Source organism: Kribbella alba (assembly GCF_039529635.1).
Lineage (GTDB): Bacteria > Actinomycetota > Actinomycetes > Propionibacteriales > Kribbellaceae > Kribbella > Kribbella alba.
Genome location: NZ_BAAANE010000003.1, coordinates 347,875 through 373,002, shown reverse-complemented (window position 1 = coordinate 373,002; position 25,128 = coordinate 347,875). Strand labels below are relative to the sequence as shown.

The 25,128-nt window shown below is 68.5% G+C and carries 19 protein-coding genes; 7 read left to right on the top strand and 12 right to left on the bottom strand.

The genetic code is table 11. The annotated features are described in order from the left end of the window. Positions 1–17 precede the first annotated feature (17 nt). The 3 genes from ABD210_RS06070 to ABD210_RS06060 all read left to right on the top strand — a co-directional run bounded on the left by ABD210_RS06070 (position 18) and on the right by ABD210_RS06060 (position 2,818). Positions 18–821, top strand: coding sequence for a lysophospholipid acyltransferase family protein (locus ABD210_RS06070; protein WP_344109709.1), 804 nt, complete (start codon positions 18–20; stop codon positions 819–821). A gap of 39 nt (positions 822–860) precedes the next feature. Next, entirely contained in the window at positions 861–1,739 is an 879-nt protein-coding gene (locus tag ABD210_RS06065) for a prephenate dehydratase (RefSeq protein WP_344109707.1), read from the top strand. 71 nt (positions 1,740–1,810) lie between these two features. Next, positions 1,811–2,818 carry a GNAT family N-acetyltransferase gene (locus ABD210_RS06060; RefSeq protein ID WP_344109705.1) on the top strand — a complete coding sequence of 336 codons (1,008 nt, stop codon included), beginning with the start codon at positions 1,811–1,813 and terminating at the stop codon, positions 2,816–2,818. 683 nt (positions 2,819–3,501) lie between these two features. Here ABD210_RS06060 and ABD210_RS06055 read toward each other — a convergent pair. Then, the gene (locus tag ABD210_RS06055; protein ID WP_344109703.1) at positions 3,502–4,050 is read right to left on the bottom strand and encodes a hypothetical protein; all 549 of its coding nucleotides are present in this window, start codon (positions 4,048–4,050) and stop codon (positions 3,502–3,504) included. Between the two features lie 292 nt (positions 4,051–4,342). On the opposite strand from ABD210_RS06055, the gene ABD210_RS06050 reads away from it, so the two are divergent. The 3 genes from ABD210_RS06050 to ABD210_RS06040 are packed head-to-tail and all read left to right on the top strand — an operon-like array spanning position 4,343 to position 8,386. After that, a complete protein-coding gene (locus ABD210_RS06050; RefSeq protein ID WP_344109701.1) occupies positions 4,343–6,766 on the top strand; it encodes a DUF8189 domain-containing protein in 2,424 nt (807 codons plus the stop codon). Positions 6,767–6,777: 11 nt separating this feature from the next. After that, complete coding sequence (locus tag ABD210_RS06045; protein ID WP_344109699.1) at positions 6,778–7,059, top strand: hypothetical protein; 282 nt, start codon at positions 6,778–6,780, stop codon at positions 7,057–7,059. Position 7,060: 1 nt separating this feature from the next. Further along, on the top strand, positions 7,061–8,386 hold the full coding sequence (locus tag ABD210_RS06040; RefSeq protein ID WP_344109697.1) for a M28 family metallopeptidase: 1,326 nt from the start codon (positions 7,061–7,063) through the stop codon (positions 8,384–8,386). A 74-nt stretch (positions 8,387–8,460) separates the two neighbouring features. Here the strand turns inward: ABD210_RS06040 and ABD210_RS06035 are convergent, their stop codons facing one another. The 8 genes from ABD210_RS06035 to mreB all read right to left on the bottom strand — a co-directional run bounded on the left by ABD210_RS06035 (position 8,461) and on the right by mreB (position 19,634). Continuing rightward, the gene (locus tag ABD210_RS06035) at positions 8,461–10,392 is read right to left on the bottom strand and encodes a TIGR03960 family B12-binding radical SAM protein (protein WP_344109694.1); all 1,932 of its coding nucleotides are present in this window, start codon (positions 10,390–10,392) and stop codon (positions 8,461–8,463) included. 163 nt (positions 10,393–10,555) lie between these two features. Beyond that, on the bottom strand, positions 10,556–13,030 hold the full coding sequence (locus ABD210_RS06030) for a WD40/YVTN/BNR-like repeat-containing protein (protein ID WP_344109692.1): 2,475 nt from the start codon (positions 13,028–13,030) through the stop codon (positions 10,556–10,558). Between the two features lie 92 nt (positions 13,031–13,122). After that, positions 13,123–13,866 (bottom strand): 3-oxoadipate enol-lactonase, encoded by a 744-nt coding sequence (gene pcaD, locus ABD210_RS06025; RefSeq protein WP_344109690.1) that lies wholly within the window; start codon positions 13,864–13,866, stop codon positions 13,123–13,125. A gap of 37 nt (positions 13,867–13,903) precedes the next feature. Then, positions 13,904–15,070: a rod shape-determining protein RodA gene (gene rodA, locus ABD210_RS06020; protein WP_344109687.1), complete on the bottom strand. Its 1,167-nt coding sequence runs from the start codon at positions 15,068–15,070 to the stop codon at positions 13,904–13,906. Further along, entirely contained in the window at positions 15,067–17,121 is a 2,055-nt protein-coding gene (mrdA, locus tag ABD210_RS06015; RefSeq protein WP_344109685.1) for a penicillin-binding protein 2, read from the bottom strand. Before mrdA ends, rodA begins: the two co-directional genes overlap by 4 nt. Before the next feature lie 13 nt (positions 17,122–17,134). After that, on the bottom strand, positions 17,135–17,668 hold the full coding sequence (gene mreD, locus ABD210_RS06010; RefSeq protein ID WP_344109683.1) for a rod shape-determining protein MreD: 534 nt from the start codon (positions 17,666–17,668) through the stop codon (positions 17,135–17,137). Between the two features lies 1 nt (position 17,669). After that, the gene (gene mreC / locus ABD210_RS06005; RefSeq protein ID WP_344109680.1) at positions 17,670–18,590 is read right to left on the bottom strand and encodes a rod shape-determining protein MreC; all 921 of its coding nucleotides are present in this window, start codon (positions 18,588–18,590) and stop codon (positions 17,670–17,672) included. Positions 18,591–18,608: 18 nt separating this feature from the next. After that, entirely contained in the window at positions 18,609–19,634 is a 1,026-nt protein-coding gene (mreB, locus tag ABD210_RS06000; RefSeq protein WP_344109677.1) for a rod shape-determining protein, read from the bottom strand. Between the two features lie 514 nt (positions 19,635–20,148). On the opposite strand from mreB, the gene ABD210_RS05995 reads away from it, so the two are divergent. Further along, positions 20,149–22,914: an AfsR/SARP family transcriptional regulator gene (locus ABD210_RS05995; RefSeq protein WP_344109675.1), complete on the top strand. Its 2,766-nt coding sequence runs from the start codon at positions 20,149–20,151 to the stop codon at positions 22,912–22,914. A 36-nt stretch (positions 22,915–22,950) separates the two neighbouring features. On the opposite strand, the gene ndk is transcribed toward ABD210_RS05995, so the two are convergent. The 3 genes from ndk to ABD210_RS05980 are packed head-to-tail and all read right to left on the bottom strand — an operon-like array spanning position 22,951 to position 25,119. Then, positions 22,951–23,361 (bottom strand): nucleoside-diphosphate kinase, encoded by a 411-nt coding sequence (ndk, locus tag ABD210_RS05990; protein ID WP_344109673.1) that lies wholly within the window; start codon positions 23,359–23,361, stop codon positions 22,951–22,953. Between the two features lie 58 nt (positions 23,362–23,419). After that, positions 23,420–23,755: a DUF4233 domain-containing protein gene (locus ABD210_RS05985; RefSeq protein ID WP_344109671.1), complete on the bottom strand. Its 336-nt coding sequence runs from the start codon at positions 23,753–23,755 to the stop codon at positions 23,420–23,422. Further along, a complete protein-coding gene (locus ABD210_RS05980) occupies positions 23,752–25,119 on the bottom strand; it encodes a bifunctional folylpolyglutamate synthase/dihydrofolate synthase (protein ID WP_344109668.1) in 1,368 nt (455 codons plus the stop codon). The genes ABD210_RS05985 and ABD210_RS05980 overlap by 4 nt, the downstream gene beginning before the upstream one ends. Positions 25,120–25,128: the final 9 nt, after the last annotated feature.

Genomic DNA, 25,128 nt, shown 5'->3' with positions numbered 1-25,128 from the left:
GTGAGGAAAGGACATCGATGACGGAACCGGCGCAGCCGCCGAGGCAGGAGCCGGACCGGGTGGACCCGGTCGACAACGCCGGTGACGGTGATGGCAAGGGCATCTACTGGCTGCTGAAGAACGTGGTCGTCGGCCCGCCGGTCAAACGCCTGTTCCGGCCGAAGGTGGAAGGCGCCGAGCACATCCCGGACGTGGGGCCGGCGATCATCGCCAGCAACCACCTGTCCTACGCCGACTGGATCTTCATGCCGCTGGTGGTGCGCCGCCGGGTCACCTTCGTGGCCAAGTCCGACTACTTCACCGGGGCCGGCCTCAAGGGCCGCTTCCAGCGCGGCTTCTTCAAGGGCACCGGCCAGGTGCCGATCGACCGCTCCGGCGGTTCGGCGTCCGAGGGCGCGATCCGGGCCGGGATGAAGGTGCTGGAGCGCGGCGAACTGTTCGGTATCTACCCCGAAGGCACCCGCTCGCACGACGGCAGGCTCTACAAGGGCCGGACCGGTGTGGCCCGGCTGGCGCTGGAGGCGAAGGTCCCGGTGATCCCGTGCGGAGTGATCGGCACCGACGTGGTCGCGCCGCCCGGCAAGATCGTCGCCTCGCTCGCCGCCCCCACGATCAAGTTCGGCGAGCCGCTGGACTTCTCCCGCTACGACGGGATGGAGAAGGACCGGCTGATCCTCAGGGCCGTCACCGATGAGATCATGTACAAGATCATGGAGCTGTCCGGCCAGGAGTACATCGACATGTACGCCACCAAGGCCAAGACGCTGGAGGGCCGCGCGACCACCGGCGCACCCAAGAAGGTCCGCAAGACGGACACCTGATCCAGAGCGTGAGATGTCGCGGGGCTAGGCTGGGTGATCGTGGACGGACCGATCGCTTATCAGGGTGAGCCAGGCGCCAACTCGGCGATGGCGTGTACCGAGATGTTCCCGGAACGCGAACAGCTGCCCTGTACGACGTTCGAGGACGCGCTCGAGGCGGTCAGCAAGGGTTCCGCCGGGCTCGCCATGATCCCGGTCGACAACTCGATCGCCGGCCGGGTGGCCGACATCCACCACCTGCTGCCGGAGTCCGGGCTACACATCGTCGGCGAGCACTTCCTGCCGATCCACTTCCAGCTGCTCGGCGTACCGGGCGCGACCATGGCGTCCATCCAGACGGTGCGCAGCCACGTGCACGCACTCGGGCAGTGTCGCAAGATCATCCGGGAGCACAGCTGGTCCACGGTGGTCGCCGACGACACCGCCGGGGCCGCTCGCGAGGTCGCCGAGCTGGGCGACCCGTCCGTGGCAGCCCTGTCCCCGCGGGCCGCGGCAGAGCTCTACGGCCTGCACACGCTGGCGAACGACGTCGAGGACGAGCACCACAACACCACTCGCTTCCTTGTTCTGTCGCGGGAGCCCGAAGTACCGCCGGTCGGGTCGGGGCCGGTCATCACCAGCTTCGTCTATCGGGTCCGCAACGTGTCGGCCGCGCTCTACAAGGCACTGGGCGGTTTCGCGACCAACGGCGTCAACATGACGAAGCTGGAGAGCTACCAACTCGGCGGGACCTTCTTCGCGACCCAGTTCTACGCCGACGTCGAAGGCCATCCGGACGAGCCGAAGGTGGCGCTCGCCCTGGAGGAGCTCGCCTTCTTCTCGGTAGAGGTCCGCCTGCTCGGCGTCTACCCGGCGCACCCGTTCCGCGCCCAGATCGCCGAACCCGCCGCCAACCGGGCCCTCCGCCCCCACCACTGACCTCTTCGGTTGGCTGACCCTGCGCGCTGACCCTCTTTGCTGGTTGGGTCCGGAGCACTTAGGTACTTCGGATGCGACTTGGAGAGTTGGCTGTGGAGGTTCGCGTTGTAGAGGCCGGCGATTCCCCGAGTGCGTTCGTGGTGCTGGAACAGGTCGCGGCCGAGCGGGAGTTTCCGACGCTGATGCCGGGCGATGAGGCGTTGGTATTGCTGACGTCCCCGCCCCCGCAGTACCGGTTCAGCTGTTTGTCGTGCGTCGAGGGCGACGAGGTGATCGGAGCAGCCTGGCTGACCTGGTCGCTCGCCGAGAACCAGCACCTGCTCGTGGCCGACATCGCGGTTGACGCTGCGCATCGCCGTCTTGGTGCTGGATCTGCTCTGCTGGATGCCGTCCGGGCCGAGGGTGTGAAAGGCGGACGGAGCGTGCTGCTCGGGGAGACGTTCAGCCCGTACGGCGCTGAGGTGGGCCCGGGCTCGGCGTTCGCGGCCGCGCGGGGATTCATCTCGCAGTACGCCGCTCTGCATCAGGTGCTTGACTACCCCGTCGCCGGGTTGTCCGAGAAAGCTTTGGAGGTTGCACCTCACCACCGCGACTACACCTTCGTCACCTGGCACGGGGAGTGCCCGGCGGAGTACGTCGAGGACTTCTGCGGGATGCTCAGCCTCGTCGACGAGGAGGTCCCGCTCGACGAACTGGAGATCGAACCGAAGCGCTGGACGCCCGAACGACTCCGCTCAGTCGAGGCACACCGGCGTACCCAAGGGCGCTTCGCCAGTACGACGGTCGCCGTAGCGCCGGGCGGATCCCTCGCCGGGTACACCGAGCTGACGGGATCCCCCCAGCGCTCCGGTCGGCTCGACCAGCGCGACACCCTCGTCCGCCCCGAGCACCGCGGCCACCGCCTCGGCCTGGCCCTCAAGATCACCAATCTCCAGGCCCTCCAAGCCCGGACCCAAGCCCCGGCCACCATCCACACCTGGAACGCCGAAGCCAACTCGCCGATGATCGCCGTCAACAACCACCTCGGCTTCCGCCCGGTAGAACACCAACACGTCTGGGTAAACCAGCTCGCCGTCTGACGCCCCGGCGGGGTGGCACGTTCGGCTCAGCCCCGAGGGAATCGGCGACCTTGTGCACGGTTCAGCCGTTTCCGGCGCCCGGAAATGGTCGAGCCGTGCACAAGGTCGCGGTCCAGGGGCCGCATTCAGGGGCCCGCATTCAGGGGCCGGCATTCAGGGGCCGGCATTCAGGGGCCGGCATTCAGGGGCCGGCATTCAGGGGCCGGGTTCCGGGGTTCCGGGGGGTCCAGGGTCCGGTTCGGGGCTCGGCTGTACCGACCGACAGGAAGTAGTCCCCGACTGGGGCCGGCCTACCGCCTGGAGCACCGGCGCGATCACCCGACCGGGCGACCACTTCCTGTCGGTCGGTACAGCAAACGGCCCCGCCCGTGCCCTCTACCACCCACCCGGCCCAGTCCGGCCGACCCGATACCGGCAAGACCGCCCCCGGCCAAAGGTTGGCCCCCGACGTGGTGGCTGTTGGCCGCCGATGTGGTGGGTTGCCCCCCGAAATGGTGGGTTGCCCCCCGATGTGGTGGGTTGGCCGCCGATGTGGTGGGTTGGCCGGCGATGTGGTGGGTTGCCCCCCGATGTGGTGGGTTGCCCCCTGAAATGGTGGGGAGGGGCCCCCGAGAATATGAGGTGGCAACCCTCCACCTCAGGGGTCAGCCCTTCGCGAATCGGCCCCGGCGCGGCCAGCCAGGCTAGAGGAAAGACCAGTCCGGGTAGCTGGTGGCGAGGACGGTGCGGTGGCCGGACCAGTCGGACGCGTCGCGGCGTACGGGGTCGAGGACGTCGGGGTAGCCGCCCGTGATGCGGTAGCCCCACGAGAAGGCGGCCACCGGCTCGAGGGCCCGGGTGCGGACGACGTCGGGCGCGATCACCAGGAAGGTGTCCGCGCGCCATTCGCCGTCTGGGTGGCCCGGGTTGGCGGGAGCGTCGAAGAACGTGGGCAGATGGCCGTAGGCGTAGAGCGGTCCGGCCTCGGCCAGCATCGGCAGCGCGTCGACCGAGACGTCGCCGTCGAACTCGCGGGTGATGAGCTGGACCCAGCCCATGATCGCGTTGATGCCCTGCCCGTGGTAGCGAAGCGTCGCAGTACAGATCGGGAAACCGCGGTAGGCCTCGGCGTCGAGATCCGGTACTACGAGTTGGTGGCCTGAGGCCCAGGGGTCGTCGTTCGGCAGCACTCGGACATTGATCAGGCCGCGCTGGCCGCGTACCTCGAACGGAACCGACAACTCTCGCCGCATGTGTCCTCCTCGTCACGCAATTCTCCAACGCCTGCCAAGGGGGTCAGCGGAACTGACTACCCAAGCCTATGGGGTTGTGCACCGGCGGTGACGGGAGGAAGGTGTTAGGCGAGCAGTGACCTTGGGGGCAACCTGTTCAGTGGGGGAAGGCGGCAAGCGCCGTCTTCGGCTGGGTCGTGGGTCTGGGGGATCTGGGAAGCGTCCCGGTCCGGAACTGTTGGCACGCGTGATCGACATCGCCGCGGCAGGTTCCGTCCTGCTCATCGACCCCGCACAGCAGCAAGGGGGAGCAATGCCGAGAAAGGCCAACGGCCGAACGGAGAAGACCAACCGGGCCCGCGACGAGATGCCGGGCGGCGGCATGCCGACCGGCGACGCATCATCGGCGAACGGGACGCCCTCGAGGGGCACGGCCGCCAACGGGACGCGGTCCGGCTCGACCGGACGAGCGATGGGCATGAGCGGCTCCACGGGTTCGGGAGGCCCGGGCGGATCCGGAATGCCAGGCGGCGGTTCCGGCAGCATGGGCGGATCCGGCGGCATGGGTGGTTCCGGCAGCATGGGCGGATCCGGCGGGATGGGCGGATCCGGCAGCATGGGCGGATCCGGCAGGATGGGCGGATCCGGCAGGATGGGCGGATCCGGCAGGATGGGCGGATCCGGCAGGATGGGCGGTTCCGGCGGGATGGGTGGTTCCGGCGGGGAGCCGCAGCCGACGCGGCGGCAGTGTGGCGTGATGGACGTGCACCGCCGGCTGCTGTCGACCTCACCGGAGTACGCCGCGGCCCGGTCCGCGATCGAGAACGCGACGATGCAATACGTGGCCCGCCAGCAACGTTTTGCCGGCGTCGCCAGGATTCCGGTCGTCGTCCACGTGGTCTGGAACAACGCCACCCAGAACATCTCGCAGGCGCAGATCGACAGCCAGATCGACGTACTGAACCGCGACTTCCGCGCCGCCAACACCGACCTCGGGTTCGTCCCGGCGCCGTTCAGCGGGCTGGTCGCGGATTCGCGGATCGAGTTCTACCTGGCCGACGAGGACCCGAACGGAAACCCGACCACGGGTGTCACCCGGACCCAGACGTCGACCGCGTCCTTCAGCACGGACGACAGGGTGAAGTCGTCGGCGACCGGCGGCATCGACCCGTGGCCGGCGGACAGATACCTGAACATGTGGGTCTGCCAACTCGGCGGCGGCCTGCTCGGGTACGCGCAGTTCCCCGGCGGACCGGCGGACACCGACGGTGTGGTCATCCTGCACAGCGGTTTCGGCACCAACGGCACTGCGGCCGCGCCGTTCGACCTGGGCCGGACCGCCACCCACGAGATCGGGCACTACCTGAACCTGTTCCACATCTGGGGCGATGACGGCACCGGGTGCAGCGGCAGTGACGAGGTCGCGGACACGCCGAACCAGGGCGGCCCCAACTTCGGCGTACCGACGTTCCCGAAGACGTCGTGCAGCAACGGGCCGAACGGCGACCTGTTCGTCAACTACATGGATTACACCGACGATCGCGGCATGGTGATGTTCACCAAAGACCAGGGCGCCCGGATGCAGGCCTGCCTGGACACGGTCCGGACGAACCTCAACCAGGGCTCCGGGGCGGCAACCCGTACGCCGGAGCCGGCCGGACCGGTGGTGTCGTGGGGCGAGAACAGGCTGGACGCGTTCGTCCTCAGCACGGATCACGCGATGTATCACAAGTGGTACGACGGAACGGGCTGGGGACCGACCGTCAGCGGTTACGAATACATGGGTGGTGTCTGTATGAGTGCTCCTGAAGTGGCGTCCTGGGGACCGAACCGGCTGGACGCGTTCGTCCTCGGAACCGACCACGCGCTGTATCACAAGTGGTACGACGGCACCGGCTGGGGACCCTCGACGACCGGGTACGAATCCCTCGGCGGCGTCTGTATGAGTCCGCCGCGGGTAGCCTCCTGGGGTCCGGACCGGCTGGATGCGTTCGTGATCGGGACCGACCGGGCGCTGTATCACAAGTGGTACGACGGCACCGGCTGGGGACCTTCGCCGACCGACTTCGAATCCCTCGGTGGAGTCTGCATGAGCCAGCCCGAGGTAGTTGCCTGGGGCCCCGATCGGCTGGACGTGTTCGTGCTCGGCACCGACAACGCGGTCTACCACAAGTGGTGGGACGGGTCTGCCTGGTCGACCGACTTCGAGTACCTCGGCGGCTACTGCACCTCCGCCCCTCGGGCTGTCGCATGGGGGCCGAACCGGCTCGACCTGTTCGTCATCGGCATCGACTACGCCCTTTACCACAAGTGGTTCGACGGTTCCTCGTGGTCGACGGACTGGGAGTACATGGGCGGCCTGTGTGCCACCGCTCCGACGGTCGTCTCGTGGGGCCCGGACCGGCTCGACGTGTTCGTCCTCAGCACCGACTCCGCGCTGTACCACAAGTGGTACGACGGATCCGGCTGGGGACCGTCCGTCACGGATTGGGAGTACATGGGCGGCGTCTGCACCGAGGAGCCGCGGGTCTCGTCGTGGGGGCCGGACCGGTTGGACGTGTTCGTCATCGGCACCGACTCCGCGCTCTACCACAAGTGGTACGACGGATCCGGCTGGGGACCGTCCGTCACCGGCTACGAGTCACTGGGCGGCCTCGTCACCGACTTCAGGATGACCGTGCCCGACTCGCCCGCGGACATCCCGTCGGCAACGCTCGGGGAACCGGTGCGGAGCTGAACACCGACACGTTGCTCGGCCGGTGGACGCATTCCTTCGAGGAGGACCACGACGGACTGCGTGTCTATCGCCGCGACGACTTCGCCTTCCCGCCGGCCCGTGGCCGGCGGGGGGTGGAGTTCCGCCCGGACGGGACCTTCATCGAGTGGGTCATCGGCCGCGGTGACGCGCCGGAAGCAAAAACCGGGAGGTGGGACCCGTCGGGAGTGATCACCCGCGCCGGCGGCATGCCAGGCTCGGTGCGGGTCGTCACCGCCACACCTGATCGCCTCGAACTCGCTTGGCAGGAGTGACATGACTACGCCTTCACCTGTTCGCTATCTGGTCGTACCGACCGTCAACGTCGCTACCGGTGCCGACTCGGCGCGCTTCGGCGAGCAGACGATTCTCTGGGTCCCGGCCGGTGAGCGGCTCGGCCGGGCGTCCCGGACCGCACCCGGCCTGCTGGTCGTCACCCAGGTCGGGCGGACCTTCCAGGACGAACACCCCGACGTGACGCCGCTGCTGGACCACGGTCGCCAGCTGGTGATCTCCGCCGCGGACAAACCACGCCGCAAGTCGACTCAGTGCTGGCGGGTGGAACCGCTGCGGCCCGGTCTGATCGTGGATGTCCCCGCAGTCTCAGCGGCACGCGTCGATCCCGCGGTGGCGAGTCTGCTCAGCCAGTTGTCGCCCACGTCGTACCAGGCCGATCTGACGTGGTTCGCGAGTCTGCCGACGCGGCATTCGCTCAGTACCTCCTTCACCACCGCGGTGGATTTCGCCACCGCCCGGATGGTTGCCCTCGGCTACAGCGTGACCCGTACGCCGATCACCGTGGGCGCCAGTCATTCCGAGAACCTGATCGGGGATCGGCCTGGCGCGGGGCCCGAGCCAAGGGGGCTCGTGGTGATCACCGCGCACCTTGACTCGATCAACCTCGCCGGCGGTCCCAGCGCGAACGCGCCTGGTGCGGACGACAACGCGAGCGGATCGGCCGGAGTACTCGAGCTCGGGCGGTTGATCGCCAGCCGCCCGTGGCAGCACGACGTACGGCTGATCCTGTTCGGTGGTGAGGAGGAGGGGCTGTTCGGCAGCAAGCAGTACGTCGCGGCGCTGCCGGCCGCCGAGCGGGCGAGGATCCGCGCCGTCCTGAACATGGACATGATCGCGACGTCCAACACCGCGATACCGACCGTGCTGCTGGAAGGCGCCACAGTGTCGTCACAGCAGATCGCGGACCTGGCGACGGCGGCTGCGACGTACACCGGATTGAAGGTGGAGACCTCGCTCAACCCGTTCGCGAGCGATCACGTGCCGTTCATCAATGCGGCGATCCCGGCGGTGCTGACGATCGAGGGCGCGGACAGCGCGAACGGGCACATCCACTCGGCCAACGACACGCTCAACTTCATCGACTGGTCGCTGGCCGCGGAGATCCTGCGGATGAACGCCGCCGCCCTGGCCGGCTGGCTCGGTGCGCCGGCCGCCGTTCGACCCAGACCAGCGGGCTCGGTGGTCTCGTGGGGCCCGGGTCGCCTCGACGTCTTCGTCGTCGGCGCGGACCGAGCGCTGCACCACAAGTCGTTTGACGGCGAGAACTGGTCGGACTTCGAGGCTCTGGGAGGCGTCCTCGGCTAACCGCCCCTCCAGCTCAGTGCTTGCGTCCGAAGAACTGGAGGTCCAGCCCACCACTTCTTCGGACGCAGGGACGCTCAGACCACGGAGAGAGGTAGCAGCTTTTTGCCGGTCGGGCCGATCTGGATTTCCGTGCCCATCTGCGGGCAGACGCCGCAGTCGAAGCACGGGGTCCAGCGGCAGTCCTCGACCTCGATCGCGCCGTCCTCCTCGAGCGCGTCCTGCCAGTCCTCCCACAGCCACTCGCGGTCGAGCCCGGAGTCGAGGTGGTCCCAGGGCAGCACCTCGGCGTACTCGCGTTCGCGGGTGGTGTACCAGGCCAGGTCCACCGGCTCGTCGGCCAGTGCCTGGTCGGCCGCCTCGATCCAGCGCTCGTAGGAGAAGTGCTCGCTCCAGCCGTCGAACCGGCCGCCGTCGCGCCACACCTGCTCGATGATCCGGCCGACCCGGCGGTCGCCGCGGGACAGCAGGCCCTCGATGATGCCCGGCTTGCCGTCGTGGTACCGGAAGCCGATCGCCTTCGCGTAGTTCTTGTCCGAACGGATCGCGGCGCCGAGCTTGGCCAGCCGGGCGTCGGTCTCCTCCACGCCGAGCTGCTCGGCCCACTGGAACGGCGTGTGCGGCTTCGGCACGAATCCGCCGATCGACACCGTGCAGCGGATGTCCCGCCGGCCGGATACCTCGCGACCGGTGGCGATCACCCGCTTGGCCAGGTCGGCGATCGCGAGCACGTCCTCGTCGGTCTCGGTCGGCAGGCCGCACATGAAGTAGAGCTTCACCTGCCGCCAGCCGTGGCTGTACGCCGCCGCGACCGTGCGGATCAGGTCCTCCTCGCTGACCATCTTGTTGATCACCTTGCGCATCCGGTCCGAACCGCCCTCGGGGGCGAAGGTCAGACCACTGCGACGGCCGTTGCGGGAGAACTCGTTGGCCAGCGTGATGTTGAACGCGTCAACCCTTGTCGAAGGCAACGACAGGGACACGTTGCTGCCCTCGTACCGATCGCCCAGGCCCTTGGCGACCTCGGCGATCTCGCTGTGGTCCGCCGATGACAGCGACAGCAGGCCGACCTCCTCGAAGCCGGACTGCTTCAGCCCGTTCTCGACCATGTCGCCGATGGTGGTGATGCTGCGTTCGCGCACCGGGCGGGTGATCATCCCGGCCTGGCAGAAGCGGCAACCCCGCGTGCAGCCGCGGAAGATCTCCACGGAGTACCGCTCGTGCACGGTCTCGGCCAGCGGGACCAGTGGCTTCTTCGGGTACGGCCAGGCGTCGAGGTCCATCACCGTGTGCTTGGCGGTCCGCCACGGGACCCCCGGCTTGTTCGGCGCGACGCGCTTGATCCGGCCGTCTTCGAGGTAGTCGAAAGAGAAGAACTTGGGGATGTAGACGCCACCTGACGCCGCGAGCCGCATCAGCACCTCGTCGCGACCACCCGGGGACCCTTCGTCCTTCCACTCCCGGATCACCTCGGAGATGGCGAGCACGATCTCCTCGCCGTCGCCGAGCACGGCGGCGTCGATGAAGTCCGCGATCGGCTCCGGGTTGAACGCGGCATGCCCGCCCGCAAGCACGATCGGGTCCTCGTCGGTCCGATCCACGGCGTACAGCGGGATGCCGGCCAGGTCGAGCGCGGTCAGCATGTTGGTGTAGCCGAGCTCGGTGGAGAAGGAGATCCCGAACACGTCGAACGCGCGCACCGGCCGATGGCTGTCCAAGGTGAACTGCGGGATCTTGTTGTCCCGCATGACCTTTTCCATGTCCGGCCAGACGGCATACGTGCGCTCCGCGAGGGTGTGCTCGCGCTCGTTCAGCACCTCGTACAGGATCTGGACACCCTGGTTCGGCAGGCCGACCTCGTACGCGTCCGGATACATCAGCGCCCAGCGGACGCTGACCGAATCCCAGTCCTTACTGACCGAGTTGAGCTCACCGCCCACATACTGGATCGGCTTCTGCACACCCGGCAGCAGCGGTTCCAGGCGCGGAAACAGAGATTCAACAGTCATCACAGAACTTCCGGTCAGAGGACAGAGCGCCTACCAGCCTAACGCCGAGCGCCGGATCAACCGGCCTTCAGGTCCGAACCAGGCTGCGGGAGGCGAGGAACGAGCGCCAATCTGCGTCCCAGATGAACTCCAGGTGGCTGACGACGGTTGTCACCCCGAGGGCTCAGCGGGGTGCGGGGGCTTTCCAGATGCTGCGGCCGAAGGTGGCGGCGTAGACGGTGGCGCCGTCGCCGCTGACCTTGATGTCGAGCACCGAGGTCTGGGGCAGGCCCTTGGCGATGCGGGTCCAGTCGCGCCGGCCGGACCTGACTGTGTAGGCGCCGAAGTCCGTGGCGGCGTAGAGGCGGTTGCGGACCGGGTCGTAGGTCAACATCTCCACCGGGGCGTTCGGCAGGTTCCCGCTCGCGTCGGTCCAGGTGCGGCCGCCGTTGCGGGTCTCGAAAACCGAGGAGGCCGCTGAGCCCTCCCGGAAGCCGGACAGGGCGACCCAGACGTGGTCCTTCGATCGCGGATCGACCACGATCGCGTTGACCCAGCGCTGCGGCACGCCCGCCAGCTTGGTCCAGTTCGCGCCGAGGTCGTCACTGCGCCAGAGCAAGCCGTTGTCCGTCCCGACGTACAGGGTCTTGGAATCACGGCCGACACCGATCGCGCTGATGGTGTGGTAGCTGTTCGTGTAGACCGGGTCGGGCTCCTCCCCGGTGGGCGGACCGCCGGCCAGGTCGGCGGCACCCGTGGGCGAGATCGCGGTGAACGTGTGGGCGCGATCGGTGGAGCGGTCGAGCACGTTGCCGCCGAAGTACATGATCGACGGGTCGTTCGGGTCGAATGCCATCGGTGCGTCCGTGGTGATCCGCTCGCTGTGGCGGCTGCCGAAGTTCCAGCTCGTCTCGGTGCCGTTCACGTCCTGGTGACCGTGGCAGGTGCCCTGCTGCAGGCACTCGTAGTACGTGTTGTGGTCGGTCGGGTCGATCAGCACCCAGTGACCGTCGCCGCCGCCGAAGGCGTTGAACTGGGTCAGGTCGCTGGGCGGACTCGCCGCGGTCCAGGACCGCACGCTGCCGTTGTCCTGCAGCCCGGTGGCTAGCCTCGTTGGATCGTCCTGCGCGACAGCCAGGTGGTACGACTGGTTGAACGGCTCCACCTCGGCATGGATGAAGGAGTTCGTCGCGCCGTTCTGGTCGGAGCGGTAGACGCCGCCGTCGTTGCCGACGTACAGGCGGTTCGGCACCTTCGGGTCCCACGCGAGCGCGTGCTGATCGGCGTGCAGGCCCGACAGCGCGGCCCAGGTCTTGCCGCCGTCGTTGGAGGCCCGCATGTTGAGGTCGGCGCTGAACAGGTGGTCCGGGTTCGCCGGGTCGACCCAGAGCTTCGCGAACCACCACTGGTACCGGCTGTTGCCGCCGGCTTTGCCACCCGCCGCGAAGGACGTGCCGAAGTCGTCGGAGACGTAGAAGCCCTTCTCAGCGCCGTACTGCGTGCCGGTGATGACGTAGACGCGATCGGGTCGGCTCGGCGCGATCCCCAGGCCGATCCGGCCGAGACTCGCGTCGGAGGTCAGCCCGGACGCGTCGCCATCGGACAGCTTGGTGATGTTCTGGACGCGGGTCCAGGTGGTGCCGCCGTCCCCGCTGCGGAACAAGCCGGAGCCGACCCCTCCGTACGTGCGCGTGCCTGCGGTGCGATGGTGGTCCCACAACGCCGCCAGCATCCGCTTCGGGTTGACGGGGTCGATCACGAGGTCGATGGCGCCGGTGGTGTCGTTAGGCGGCGCAAGCACCTGCTGCCAGGACTTGCCGCCGTCCTCGCTGCGGTAGAGGCCGCGCTGGGACACCGGCTTGTACGGCGAGCCGGAGGCCGCCACGAAGATGCGGCGCGGGTTGGTGGGGTCCACGGCGATGCGGCCGATCGCGGCGCTGTCCCCGAGGCCCCGGTTGCGCCAACTCTTGCCACCGTCGGTCGAGGAGTAGACGCCGTCGCCGAAGAAGGTCAGGCCACCGCCGGGCGGGTTGGCTTCGCCGGTACCCGCCCAGAGTGTGCCGTCCGAGCCGCGCTCCAACGCGCCCATCGTCTGGTTCTGGCTGGCCGGCCAGGCGGGCGTGAAGGTCTTGGCCGCATCTGTACTGCGCCACACGCCTCCGCCCGACGCCGCGACGTACACGGTGTCCGGCTGGGTCGGATCCACCACCAGGCCGACGATCCGGCCGCCGATGTTCGACGGGCCGACGTAGCTCCAGCTCTTCTTGCCCGCATCGTCCGGGATCTTGGCGGCCTGGGTGCGAGCCTGCCGAATCTGGTCGAGGCTGATGTCCTTGCCCGAGGAGAACTTTGTGGTCAGGTAGTCCGCCGGCCCGGTGGCGCCGGCCCCTGCCCGCTCCTGCAGCTCGAAGTGCGCAGCACAGATCGCCGGCATCCCGGCGGTCTCGGTCTCGGCAGGCTCGCCCGAGAGCTTGTGCTCCACCCGCTCCCAGCTGGCCTCTGCTCTTGCACCCACAGAGGGCGTCTGGGCCATCCCGCAGTTGTCCCGCGCACTGGCGCCAACCAGTCCCGCCGCCGCCAGCACCACTACCAAGGCGCCCGCACCGATGATCCGCGCCCGTCGAGCCGCTCGCTCGCTCAGCCCCATCACGACCACCATCTCCGCTCGTCAACCGATGAGATGGGCAGGCAGAACCCCCGGTGCCTCACGCCCAGGTCTGCTTCTACCCCCGGCTGCGCGAGCGGAAACGATTAACTCAGATGGGCCAGCAGCAGGTGGTTTATCACCTCGGGGTGGGAGTAGCTGACGAGGTGAGCGGCGTTCTCGATGATTTCGAGCTGCGCGCCCGGGATCTGCGAGGCCAGTGGCACCACGGTCTCCGGCGGGATCGACGTGTCGGATTCGGCCGTGATCAGCAGCACGGGCGCCGTGATCTCGGCGAGTTCGTCGCGCAGGTCCATCGCGCCGAGCGCCTCGCAACAGGAGGCGTAGCCCTCGTCGGAGGTGTTGAGGAGTTGCTCGCGAACCGGCTCGATGTCCTTGAACTCCGGCAGGAACCACCGGCCGAGGGTGGCGTCGACGATCGATTGGGTGCCTTCGGCACGGACTTGCGCGGCACGATCGGTCCACACCTGCGCGCCCGCCGCGGGATAGGCCGGTGGGCACATCAGGACGAACCGGTGGAAGCGGTCCGGCGCGTTCTCCGCCAGCCAGAGACCGACCGCTCCGCCCAGCGAGATCCCGACGTACGACGCCCGCTCAACCAACAGCGAGTTGAGCAGCTCCACGACATCCCCGCCGAGGTCTTCGATCGAGTAGGGCCCGGGCGGGACCTCCGAACCGCCATGGCCACGATGGTCGAAGGCAATCACCCGGAACCGTTCGGACAGCGGTTCAAGCTGGGGCGCCCACATCTCACGCGTCGTACCGAGGGACGAGCCGAGCAGCACGACAGGCGCATCCTCAGGACCGGTCATCTGGTAATCGAGTCGCATGAAGCCCACCCTACGGAGGTTGTCAGCCCGAGCGGAGTCACATCCGGTGCGAGCGGAGGTGGATGTTCTGGAGCAGGCCGACTGCCAGCAGGCCGGCGAACATGGAGGAGCCGCCGTAGGAGACGAAGGGCAGCGGGAGGCCGGTGACGGGCATGATGCCGAGCGTCATGCCGATGTTCTCGAAGGCCTGGAACCCGAACCAGCAGACGATTCCGGTGGCGATCAGCCGGCCGAACGCGTCGCGCGCGTTGACCGCGATGCGGAGGCCGCGCCAGAGGATCAGCATGAACAGGCAGATGATCGCGCCGGCCCCGATCAGGCCGAGCTCCTCGCCCGCCACGGTGAAGACGAAGTCGGTGTGCTGCTCGGGCACGAACGCGTTCTGCGTCTGCGACCCGTGGAACAACCCCTGGCCGAAGACGCCGCCGTTGCCGATCGCGATCCGGGCCTGGTTCACGTTGTAGCCGATGCCCTGCGGGTCCTGCGACGGATCGGCGAAGGCGGTGAATCGGGCCAGCTGATACTTCTTCAGCACGTTCAGCTGGATCGCCAGCACCGCGATCACGGTGGCGGCGGTGACGATGCCGAGCATCCAGCGCTTCGGTACGCCCGAGACCGCGATGATGCCGAACACGATCGAGCCGAGCACCATCACCGTGCCGAGGTCCGGCTGCAGCATCACCAGCACAACCGGTACTGCGGCCACCGCGATCGCCTGGGCGATGTCGATCGTGCGAACGTCGCGGTGGTTCGTCTCGCCCTTCTCGGCGATCAGCAACGCCATCCCGACGATCACCGCGAGCTTGGCGAACTCGCTGGGCTGGATCGACATCCAGGGCAGCTGGATCCACGAGCGCGACCCATTGATCACCGCGCCGACCCCTGGCACCAGCACGAGGACCAACCCGAGCACCGACGCGACATACAGGAAGGGGGCGAGGAGGCGCACGCGGCGGTGGTCGGTGACGGCGGCGCCGATCGCGAGCACCAGGCCGATGGCGAAGTTCAGTGCGTGCCTGACCATGAACGCGTGCTGGTTGCCGTCGGTGAGTGAGGTCCGCCGGTAGGTCGCTGACCAGATCAGCAGCGCGCCGATCGCCGACAGGGCGAGCACGCCGAAGACCAGGACCCAGTCCGCCTGCCACAAAGCAGATCTGCGGTCGACGCGAGACCAGGACGGGCGGATCGGGGTCAGGAGGCTCATGGTTTGGCCTTCTTCGCCGGCGGTGCGGGGGGCTTGATGTTGTAGAGCGTCTCGTAGATGTGCCGCACGGCCGTTCCGGAGGCGCCCGAACCCGTGCCGGCCTGGCTGATCATCATCACCACGGCATACCGATCCGTGTACGACGCGAGCCAGGACGTCGTCTGCTTGCCGTAGACCTCGGCGGTTCCCGTCTTGGCGCGCACCGGCACCTGGTCAAGGGGGAAGCCCACGAACTTCCAGGCCGCAGTACCGGTTCTGGTGGTCTCCTTCAGCGACTTGTCGATGTACTTCAGGGTGCTCGGGGGCACCGGCAGCCGGGCGGAGATCTTGGCCGGGACCGCCTTCGCCTTGCCGTTCGGCCCGATCACCTTCTTCGCCACGTGGGGCTCCCAGAGGATGCCGCCGTTCGACAGCGCCGAGTAGACCGTTGCCAGCTGCAACGGAGTCAGCGTGGTGTCGCCCTGGCCGATCGCGAAGTTGACCGCGTCACCCGCGCGGTAGCGGTAGCCGTCGGCGCAGAACTCGCGGGAGAACTGCTTGAGGAAGCTCGACGTTCCGGCCGGCGGGCTGTCCGCGAGCTTGCAGTAGTAGTCCTTCTGCGCGTCGTAGTACTCCTTCTTCCACTTCCGGTCGGCGATCCGGCCGCCGGTCTCGCCGGGCAGGTCGATCCCGGTCGGCCGGCCGAGGCCGAACTTCTGCGCCATCTCCACCAGCGGGTCGCGGGCGTTGAGATCGCCGGAGTTGCCGCCCTCCTTGAGCCACAGGTCGTACGCGATCCGGTAGAAGAAGGTGTCGCAGGACAGCGCGAGCGCCTGGTCGAAGCCGATCATCCCGTAGGAGGCGGACTCGTAGTTCTTGAACTTGCGGTTGCCGACCACGAAGTTCGGCGAGCAGTCCAGTCGGGTCTTCGTGCTGTAGCCGTTGGCCATCGCGGCCGCGGTGGTGATCGGCTTGAACGTCGAACCGGGCGCCAGCTGGGCCTGCAACGCCCGCGACAGCAGCGGAGTACCGGACTGGGGTGAGTAGAGCGCGTCCAGTTCGCGTTGCGAGATGCCACCGACCCAGACGCCCGGGTCGTAGCTGGGGTAGCTCGCCATCGCGACGATCTGGCCGGTCTTGGTGTCCATCACCACGGCCGCACCGGAGTCTGCGACGTAGTTGCGCCGGGTGATCTTGTCGTACTGCTTGCGGGCGGTCATGATTGCCCCGCGCAACTGCTGCTCCACCGAGGCCTGGATCCGCGCGTCGATGCTCGTCATCAGGGTCGATCCCGGCACCGGCGCGGTCTGCTTCTGGAGGCCGGTGGTGTACCCGACCGCGTCCACGATGACGTTCTTGACGCCGGGCGTCCCACGCAGCATCGCGTCGTACGTCCGCTCGACCCCGGCCCGGCCGACCAGGTCCGATCGGTGCGGGACCGAGTCCTGCCCGGCCTTGTCGAGAGCGTCCAGCTCGCCCGTGGTGATCGGCGACAGGTAGCCGAGGATGTGCGCGGCGTTCACCCCGTACGGCGCGGGGTAGGCGCGGAGCGGGGTGGATTCCGCCGCCACGCCCGGGAAGTCCTCGCGGCGCTCCATCACCTCGATCGCGATCTGCTCGCTGACGTCCTTCGCGACCGGGATCGGCTGGTACGGCGTGCCGTTCCAGCAGGCGGGTGGTTTCGACGCCCCGGGTTCACCGCAGAGCATGGTGCGGGCGGTCAGGTCGGCCGGTTTCTGGCCGAGCACCTTCGCAAGCCGGGCGAGCACCGCCTTCTGCTGATCGTCCGGGAGCTTGGCCAGCACCGACCGGTCGACGGTGATCACCAGGGACACCCTGTTCCCCACGAGTGTCCGGCCTGCCGAGTCGACGATCGTGCCGCGCGGCGCCGGGACGAGCACCTCGCGGGTGTGGTTCTGGGTCGCTGCCTGCGAGTAGTCGTCGGACGACATCACCTGCATGTACCACAGGCGGGCCAGCAGGGTGAACATCAGCGAGAAGACCAGCACCTGGATCACGAACAGGCGCAATCGCGGCTTCAGCGGAGCCGGGTTGAAGCTGTCGAAGCTCATCGCAGCACCCGCCTCAAGGCAGCACCCGCCGCCGCTCACGGGCCGGAACCACCCGGCGCATCACCCACATCACCAAGGGGATCACCACGATCGCGCCGACCACGTCGTACCCGGCGGCGATGCCGAGGCGGACGCCGAACTCGCCCCAGTCGACGGCGGGATCGTGCAGCAGCGACCCCGTGGCGGAGTACACGAGCAGTGACAGCGCAGCAGACAGCACGACGGTGAGCGCGACCCCGAGTGGTCCCAGCGGACCGGCTGAGGTCTCGCGCCTGATCAGGCCGGCGACATAGCCGGCCAGAGCCAGCGCGAGAGCCCATCGACCCGCGGTGTGATCCGCGGGCGGAACCACATCGAGCAACAGGCCTCCGCCGAATCCCGCGATCGCTCCCCACTCCGGGCCGCGGGACAGCGCGAGTGCGACCACCACGATCATCACCAGGTCGCACGTCACCCCGGCGACCGCCAGCTGCGGCAGCATCGACGTCTGCACGGTGACGGCGATCATCAGGAACAGCGCGGCCAGACCGATCCGAAGCGCGGGCATGTCAGCGTCCCTTCTCCGGTGAGACCGTGGTCCGTGGCGCCCGCGCGGGCGGACCCGTCACCACCCCGACCGTGTCGATCCTGCTGGGGTCGACGAACGGTTTCACCACGGCGGTCGAGCCCAGGGTGCCCTGGTTGGGCGTGACGGAGGTGACCACACCGATCGGGACCCCGGGCACGTAGGGCGCGTTGCCCGACGATCCCCAGGTGACGATCCGGTCCCCCGGCTTCGGCCGGGCCTTGAGATCGACCAGCTTGTAGTCGAGGGTGCCGGCGACCTCGCCCCGGCCGGAGACGAACCCGAGCGCCATCGTGGAGTTGAGGCGGCCACCGACCGTCGAGTTCCGGTCGCCGATCAGCAGCACGGTCGCGGTCGCCTCGGTCGCCCGGACCACCCGGCCGAGCAGGCCGTCGCCGTTCAGCACGGTCATGTCCGGCCGGACGCCGTCGGCCGTGCCGGCGTCGATCGTGACCGTCTGGTTGAAGCTCTGCGCACTGCCGATCCCGATCACCCGGGCCGGGGTGACCTTGTAGGCAGGGGCGACCTTCAGCAGCCCGTCCAGCTCGGCCGCACGGTTGCGGGCGTAGTCCGTGGTCTGGAGCTCATTGTTGAGTTTTTCGTTCTCTGCTTTGAGTTTCTCGTTCTCGGCCTTGAGCTTATCCACTACGGCGAAGCGGTCCCGGAGGTTGTCCACAGGCTGCCGGGCCGAGGTCGCGCCCGACTCGAGCGGGCCGAACACCGACGCGGCCGCCTGCCGCAACGGCTCGACCGGAGAGCCGGCCGAGCGGCGCGCGTCGAGCACGATCAGCGTGAACGAGGCCAGGATCACCAGCGCAAGGATGGCCCGGCGGCGGCGGATCTGCGGCGGCATTCCGGCGGAGCGGACCAGGCCCTTGGCGGGGGTACCGAGGTCTTTGAGCATGGGTCTCCCGAGCCAGGTTCAGCGGCGGTCGGTGACGAGGATGCGGTTCAGCGTCTCGATGTTGTCGACGCACTTGCCGGCGCCGAGCACGACCGCGTCCAGCGGGTTGTCGGCGACGTGGATCGGGATGCCGGTCTCGTGCCGGAGCCGCTCGTCCATGCCCTTCAACAGCGCGCCGCCGCCGGTCAGCACGATGCCACGGTCGACGATGTCGCCGGCCAGCTCGGGCGGCGTCTTGTCCAGGGTCGCCTTGACCGCGTCCACGATCGCGGTGATCGGCTCCTCGATCGCCTGCCGAATGCTCGACGAGGACACCTTCACGGTCCGCGGCAGGCCGGAAACCATGTCCCGGCCGCGGATCTCGGAGTCGGGCCCGTCCGTGGTCGGGAAGGCCGAGCCGATGGTCATCTTGATCTGCTCGGAGGTGGCCTCGCCGAGCATCAGCGAGTACTCCTTCTTGCAGTAGTTCACGACGGCCTTGTCGATCGCGTCGCCGGCCACCCGGATCGACTGGCTGGTGACGATGCCGCCGAACGAGATCACCGCCACCTCGGTGGTGCCACCGCCGATGTCGACCACCATGTTGCCGGTGGCGTCGCGGACCTCGAGGTTCGAGCCGAGCGCGGCGGCCATCGGCTCCTCGATGATGTAGACCTTGCGGGCCCCGGCCATGTAGCCGGCGTCGCGGACCGCGCGCTGCTCGACCGCGGTGATCCCGGACGGCACGCAGACGACGATCCGCGGCTTCGCGAAGTACCGGCGGCGGTGCACCCGCTGGATGAAGTACCGCAGCATCTGCTCGGCGGCGTCGAAGTCGGCGATCACGCCGTCCTTGAGCGGCCGGATCGCGGTGATGTTGCCCGGCGTCCGGCCGATCATCTTCTTCGCCTCGTGGCCGAAGGCAACGGCCTCGCGCGGTTCGTCGGTCCTGGTCGCGACGACCGAGGGCTCGTTCAGGACCACACCGCGACCGCGGACGTAGACGAGAGTGTTGGCCGTGCCCAGGTCGACCGCCATGTCGCGGCCGAGCATGCTGTTCGCCATTTCGGCGGCCTCCCGCTGCTCGCGTCCGGAGTTCTCAGGCTAAGCGGGCGAGGTCCGCCGCTCCGGGACCGACACGTCCGAACCACCACCGCCGCCCGGCACGCATCGTATCTGTCCGATCACCATCCGACGCGCTCACCCCTGCCGACCATCCGGCATCCGGACACGCCGGTGGTGCGTTCGCTTCCAGGCTCGCGTGGTTCAACCGATACCCGCAGTACCAGACCACCGGCGGCTGCCTGTTGCCGCGGCCGGCTGAGTGAACCGTCTGGTTCGGGTGGTGCCGCCGGGGTTTGACGCCGGCGGCACCACCCGCCCCCAGATCTCGCCCCTCCCTCCGACGGGCGAGCGCCCCTCCCCGAAGGTGCGGCGGGCTGGTGAGGTGCCCGCCGCCCGAGCATGACTGCAGGCGCCTTCAGACCGCTTTCACGGCCCTTTCACCGGCCCCCTACCGGCTCTGCGAGTTTTGCCCGATCCCCACCGCTGCGGCCCGATCACCGCCACAATGGCGAGCATGGAATTCCGGCTGCTCGGCCCGGTCGAGGTCCGCGGTGACTCCGACCGGCGGATCGACCTGGCCGCGAACAGGCTGCGGGTCCTGCTGGCCGCTCTCCTGCTGCGGCCCAACCGCCCGGTCGCGGCCCAGGAACTGGTCGACACCCTGTGGGAGGCCGACCTCCCCGCTCGGCCCCGATCCACGCTGCAGACCTATGTCTCCCGACTGCGGAGCCTGCTCGGCCAGGCGATCATCAGCACCGAGCCCGCGGGCTATGTCATCACCGTCGCCCCCGAGCAGGTCGATCTGACCCGGTTCCGTGCGTTGGTCTCGTCGAGCATGGCGGTCACCGAGCCCTCGGAACGTGCACGACTGCTGAGTGAAGCCCTCGGCCTGTGGCGGGGTGAGCCGTTGGCGGGTCTGACGGGTGGGGCCCTGATCCGTGACGCTGTACCGGTGCTGGCCGAGGAACGCCTGCACGCGACGGAGCTACTGCTCGCGTCGCGGATCGAACTCGGCGAGCACGCCCAGGTGACGTCCGAGCTCAGCGGCCTGACCAGGCGGCATCCACTGCGGGAGCCGCTCTGGGCATTGCTGATGCAGGCGCAGATCCGGGCCGGACGTCCCGCAGATGCACTTGCCACCTACAGCGAAGCCTCCCGGCGGCTGGCTGATGAGCTAGGCCTCGATCCCGGGCCCGCTCTACGTCGACTGCATCAGGCAGTACTGGCCACGGACGCCCGCGCAGCCGCAGTACGAACCTCACGCGAGGTGATCCCTCACCAGCTGCCCACTGGAGGGCGGAGCTTCGTCGGGCGGACGAAGGAGCTTGCCGAGCTCGATCAGGTCCTGCTGGGGTCGATCGGCCCTACCGCGTCGATCGCTGTGATCTCGGGGACCGCCGGGGTGGGCAAGACCGCGCTGGCAGTGGCTTGGGGCGAGCGGGTTGCTGCCGAGTTCCCCGACGGTCAGCTGTATGTGAACCTGCGCGGCTTTGACCCATCGGGTGACTTGGTCGCGCCCGAGGACGCAGTACGGGGGTTCCTGGATGCATTGCAGACAGCGCCCGGGCGGGTTCCGTTCGGGGTTGCGGCTCAGGCTGCGCTCTACCGAACGCTGCTGGCGGAGCGGCGCGCCCTGATCGTGCTCGACAACGCCCGCAGTGCGGCGCAGGTCCGGCCCCTGCTGCCCGGGGGTGGCGGCTGTCGCGTACTGGTGACCAGTAGGAGCAGGCTGCCGGGGTTGCTGGCCGGAGAGGGCGCCCATCCGGTGTCGCTCGACCTGATGGACTGGGACCAGGCTTACTCGCTGCTGGTCGGCGCCCTTGGTGCCGGACGGCTCGAGGCCGAACCTGCGGCGGCCGAGGAGCTCGTGTCGCTCGCGGCTCGGCTACCACTCGCGCTGTCGCTGGTGGCAGCCCACGCGGCGGCGCATCCCGCGTGGTCACTCGAGGCCGTGGCGCTGGACCTGCGCCGTACCAGACAGGGCTTGGATGCGTTCGCCGGTGAGGACCAGCTGACAGACCTGCGGGGTGTGTTCTCGTGGTCCTACCAGTTGGCGACGAGCTCCTCCGCCAGGGTCTTCCGGCTGTCCGGCCTACACCCAGGGCCCGACCTGCCCGTCGCTGCAGCTGCTGCCCTGGCCGGTACTACGCCCGATCGTGTCAGGCCCGCTCTTGCCGAGCTGGAACGAGCGCACCTGGTCAACCAGCTCGCACCCGAGCGGTACACCTCGCACGATCTCCTGCGCGTCTACGCCGCAGAACTAGCCAGAGCCGTCGACAAGGAAGACGAATGCCGCCTCGCCCTGTGGCGATTGCTCGACCACTACCTCCGTACTGCGGACGCGGGCGACCAGTGGTTGCGCCCGCATCGCGACCCCGACGTACTGCCTGAACTCTGCGGTACGACCAACGTGCAGAGCTTCGGGGGTTACCAGGAGGCGTTCGACTGGTTCGAGGTGGAGCACCCGAATCTGGTGGTGCTGATCGAGCACGCCGCGCGGAACGGCTTCGACGGGCACGCAACCCACCTCGCACGGACGATCACCGGGTTCTTCGAGCGGCGTGGGCTGTGGAACACCTGGGTGGACGTGATGCAGACGGCCGTGGAGTGCTGCGAGCGGTCCGGGGACATGCCGGGCCAGGTGATGGCTCACCGATACCGCGCACACGCCCTGACTCGGCAGAGTCGGCTCGACGAGGCTCTGGTGGAGTCACAGACGGCTCTGGACCTCGCAGTACAGGCAGGTGATCAGGTGGCGCAGGCGTGGTGTCAGCGGGTCGTGGCGTTCGTGCTGGCTCACCAGGAGCGGCTGAAGGAGTCGTACGAGCACGACCTGATCGCCTCGGAGTTGTTCAAGGCCAGCGGGCATCGGACCGGCCAGGCGCTCGCACTGAACTCGCTGGGATGGCTGCACGCTTCGACGTTCGGGGAATACGACCAGGCAGTGGCGTACTGCCTGCAGGCGCAGCAGCTGTACCAGGAGGTCGACCACAAGCTGGGTGAGGCCGCGACCTGGGACCACTTGGGCTACGCCAACCGGGGCCTCGGCGACCATGCCGAGGCGGCTCGCTGCTATCGGGAGGCGCTGTCGCTCTACCAGGAGCTCAACGACCTCTACTACCAGGCGCTGATGCTGCAGAGCCTCGGCGATGTCGAGCACGAGCTAGGCGACCAGGAAGCGGCCGGCGGCTACTGGCAGGCATCACTGGACCTGCTCCTGGAGCTGAACCACCCCGACGCCGAAACCCTCGACGACAAACTCCGCTCGATCGGCTCGTGACGCCCTCCGCCCGAGGGCGCCACGGCGCGACGGGCCCTACGGCAGGTCGGGGAACCAGATCTTGATCTCGCGGGAGGCGGACTCCGGCGAGTCGGAGCCGTGCACGAGGTTCTCGCGATTGGACAGGGAGAGGTCGCCGCGGATCGTGCCGGGCGCCGCCTTGCGACCGTCGGTCGCGCCGTTCAGGGCGCGGACCACCTCGACCGCCTCGTCACCCTCGAGCACCAGCGCCACGAGCGGGCCGCTGGTGACGAACTCGCGCAGCGGCGGGTAGAACGCCTTCTCGACGTGCTCGGCGTAGTGCTGGTCGGCCAGTTCAGCGTCGATCGTGCGCAGGTCCATCGCGACGATGCTGAGCCCCTTGACCTCGAAGCGGGCGAGGACCTCGCCGATCAGGCCACGGCGTACCGTGTCGGGCTTCAGCAGGACGAGGGTGCGCTGCGACATATCTCTACTCTCTCTGTTTCGACTCTGTTCGGCTCTGTTCGACTCTGGGCCGCTGAGCCTAACCGGCCTGGGGTTGCTGTGCTGCCTTGGCTTCGTCGATCCGCCTGCCGAGGACGTAGGCCATCACCCAGAACGCGGCGAAGGCGAGGCCGAGGACGAACATCGCCGGTACGACGAAGCCGAGGCCGACGGCAGCGACCTGGATGACCCAGCCGAGGATGTAGCCGACCTGGTTCCGCAGGAGTCCGGCCGCTACGACGCTGAGCACGGCGAGGCCGAGGCACAGCGGCACCGCAGTACTGGCTTTGACTCCTGCCACCGAGATCATCACCGGGGTGACGAGGGCCAGCACGAGCGCCTCGAAGCCGAGCACGATGGATGCGAGGGATCTCATTTGGTGCCCTCGTCCGCCCGCGGCCGCCGGACCAGCAGGGTGCGGGCCTCGCCGGCGGTGATCACGCTGCCGGTGATGAGGACGCCGCCGGTGCCCATCGCGATCGCGTTCTCCTCGGCCAGCCGGATCGCGTCGTCGATCGCGTCGATCAGCTTGGGCCGGACCAGCACCCGGTCCTCGCCGAAGATCTCGGCCGCGATCTCGCCGAGCTCCTCGGCCGGCATCGACCGCTCGAAGGAGTTGCGGGTGCAGACGACCGTCTCCATGATCGGCTCGTACGCCTCGAGTACGCCGTACACGTCCTTGTCCTTCATGCACCCGAGTACGCCGATCAGCGGGTTGAAGGCGAACGCCTCGGTCACGGTGGCGGCAGTCGCCTCGGCGCCGTGCGGGTTGTGCGCGGCGTCGACGATGATGGTCGGGCTGGTCCGCACCACCTCCATCCGGCCGGGGCTGGTGACCTCGGCGAATCCGGCCTCGACAAGCTCCCTGGTGACCCGTTGACCCTCGGTCTGCGCGGTGGCGCCGAGGAGGGCTTCGACTGCCGCGAGCGCCGTGGCCGCATTGTGCGCCTGGTATTCACCGTGCAACGGCAGGAAGATCTCGTCGTACTGACCGCCGAGGCCCTGGAGCGAGATCAGCTGACCGCCGACCGCGACCGACCTGCTGGTGATGCCGAACTCGATCCCCTCGCGGGCGACCTGCGCCACCACCTCGGCGGCCCGGCGCTGCAGCACGTCGAAGACCTCGACGCTCTGCTGGGACATCACCGCGATGCCGCCCGGCTTGATGATTCCCGCCTTGTCCCGGGCGATCGTGACCGGATCGGCGCCGAGGATGTGCGCGTGGTCGACCGCGACCGGGGTGATCACCGAGACCGTGCCGTCGGCGACGTTCGTGGAGTCCCAGGTGCCGCCGAGCCCCACCTCGATCACGGCCACGTCGACCGGGGCGTCGGCGAACACCGCGAACGCCATCCCGGTCATCACCTCGAAGAACGACAGCGGATGCTCGTTCTCGGCATCCACCACGTCGAGGTAGGGCTCGATCTCGGCGTACGCCTCGGTGAAGCGCTCCTCGCTGATCGGCTCGCCGTTCAGGGTGATCCGCTCGCGGACGGTCTCCAGGTGCGGGCTGGTGAACCTGCCGGTGCGAAGACCGGCCTCGCGCAGCAATGAGTCGACCATCCGGGCCGTCGAGGTCTTGCCGTTGGTCCCGGTCAGGTGGATGACCGGATAGGCCTTCTGCGGATCGCCGAGCAGCTCGACCAGCCGCCGGACCCGATCCAGCGTGGGTGAGATCTTGTGCTCAGGCCATCTTGCCTGGAGCCGCGCCGATACCTCGGCATAGGAGAGGTCGCTCATCAGGACCTC

What these genes read in the sequence shown, in the direction of transcription:
- ABD210_RS06070 (WP_344109709.1), top strand. Translation starts at nt 18, where the DNA reads ATGACGGAACCGGCGCAGCCGCCGAGGCAGGAGCCGGACCGGGTGGAC.
- ABD210_RS06060 (WP_344109705.1), top strand. Translation starts at nt 1,811, where the DNA reads ATGCGACTTGGAGAGTTGGCTGTGGAGGTTCGCGTTGTAGAGGCCGGC.
- ABD210_RS06055 (WP_344109703.1), bottom strand. Translation starts at nt 4,050, where the DNA reads ATGCGGCGAGAGTTGTCGGTTCCGTTCGAGGTACGCGGCCAGCGCGGC.
- ABD210_RS06050 (WP_344109701.1), top strand. Translation starts at nt 4,343, where the DNA reads ATGCCGAGAAAGGCCAACGGCCGAACGGAGAAGACCAACCGGGCCCGC.
- ABD210_RS06040 (WP_344109697.1), top strand. Translation starts at nt 7,061, where the DNA reads ATGACTACGCCTTCACCTGTTCGCTATCTGGTCGTACCGACCGTCAAC.
- ABD210_RS06035 (WP_344109694.1), bottom strand. Translation starts at nt 10,392, where the DNA reads ATGACTGTTGAATCTCTGTTTCCGCGCCTGGAACCGCTGCTGCCGGGT.
- ABD210_RS06030 (WP_344109692.1), bottom strand. Translation starts at nt 13,030, where the DNA reads ATGGTGGTCGTGATGGGGCTGAGCGAGCGAGCGGCTCGACGGGCGCGG.
- pcaD (WP_344109690.1), bottom strand. Translation starts at nt 13,866, where the DNA reads ATGCGACTCGATTACCAGATGACCGGTCCTGAGGATGCGCCTGTCGTG.
- rodA (WP_344109687.1), bottom strand. Translation starts at nt 15,070, where the DNA reads ATGAGCCTCCTGACCCCGATCCGCCCGTCCTGGTCTCGCGTCGACCGC.
- mrdA (WP_344109685.1), bottom strand. Translation starts at nt 17,121, where the DNA reads ATGAGCTTCGACAGCTTCAACCCGGCTCCGCTGAAGCCGCGATTGCGC.
- mreD (WP_344109683.1), bottom strand. Translation starts at nt 17,668, where the DNA reads ATGCCCGCGCTTCGGATCGGTCTGGCCGCGCTGTTCCTGATGATCGCC.
- mreC (WP_344109680.1), bottom strand. Translation starts at nt 18,590, where the DNA reads ATGCTCAAAGACCTCGGTACCCCCGCCAAGGGCCTGGTCCGCTCCGCC.
- mreB (WP_344109677.1), bottom strand. Translation starts at nt 19,634, where the DNA reads ATGGCGAACAGCATGCTCGGCCGCGACATGGCGGTCGACCTGGGCACG.
- ABD210_RS05995 (WP_344109675.1), top strand. Translation starts at nt 20,149, where the DNA reads ATGGAATTCCGGCTGCTCGGCCCGGTCGAGGTCCGCGGTGACTCCGAC.
- ndk (WP_344109673.1), bottom strand. Translation starts at nt 23,361, where the DNA reads ATGTCGCAGCGCACCCTCGTCCTGCTGAAGCCCGACACGGTACGCCGT.
- ABD210_RS05985 (WP_344109671.1), bottom strand. Translation starts at nt 23,755, where the DNA reads ATGAGATCCCTCGCATCCATCGTGCTCGGCTTCGAGGCGCTCGTGCTG.
- ABD210_RS05980 (WP_344109668.1), bottom strand. Translation starts at nt 25,119, where the DNA reads ATGAGCGACCTCTCCTATGCCGAGGTATCGGCGCGGCTCCAGGCAAGA.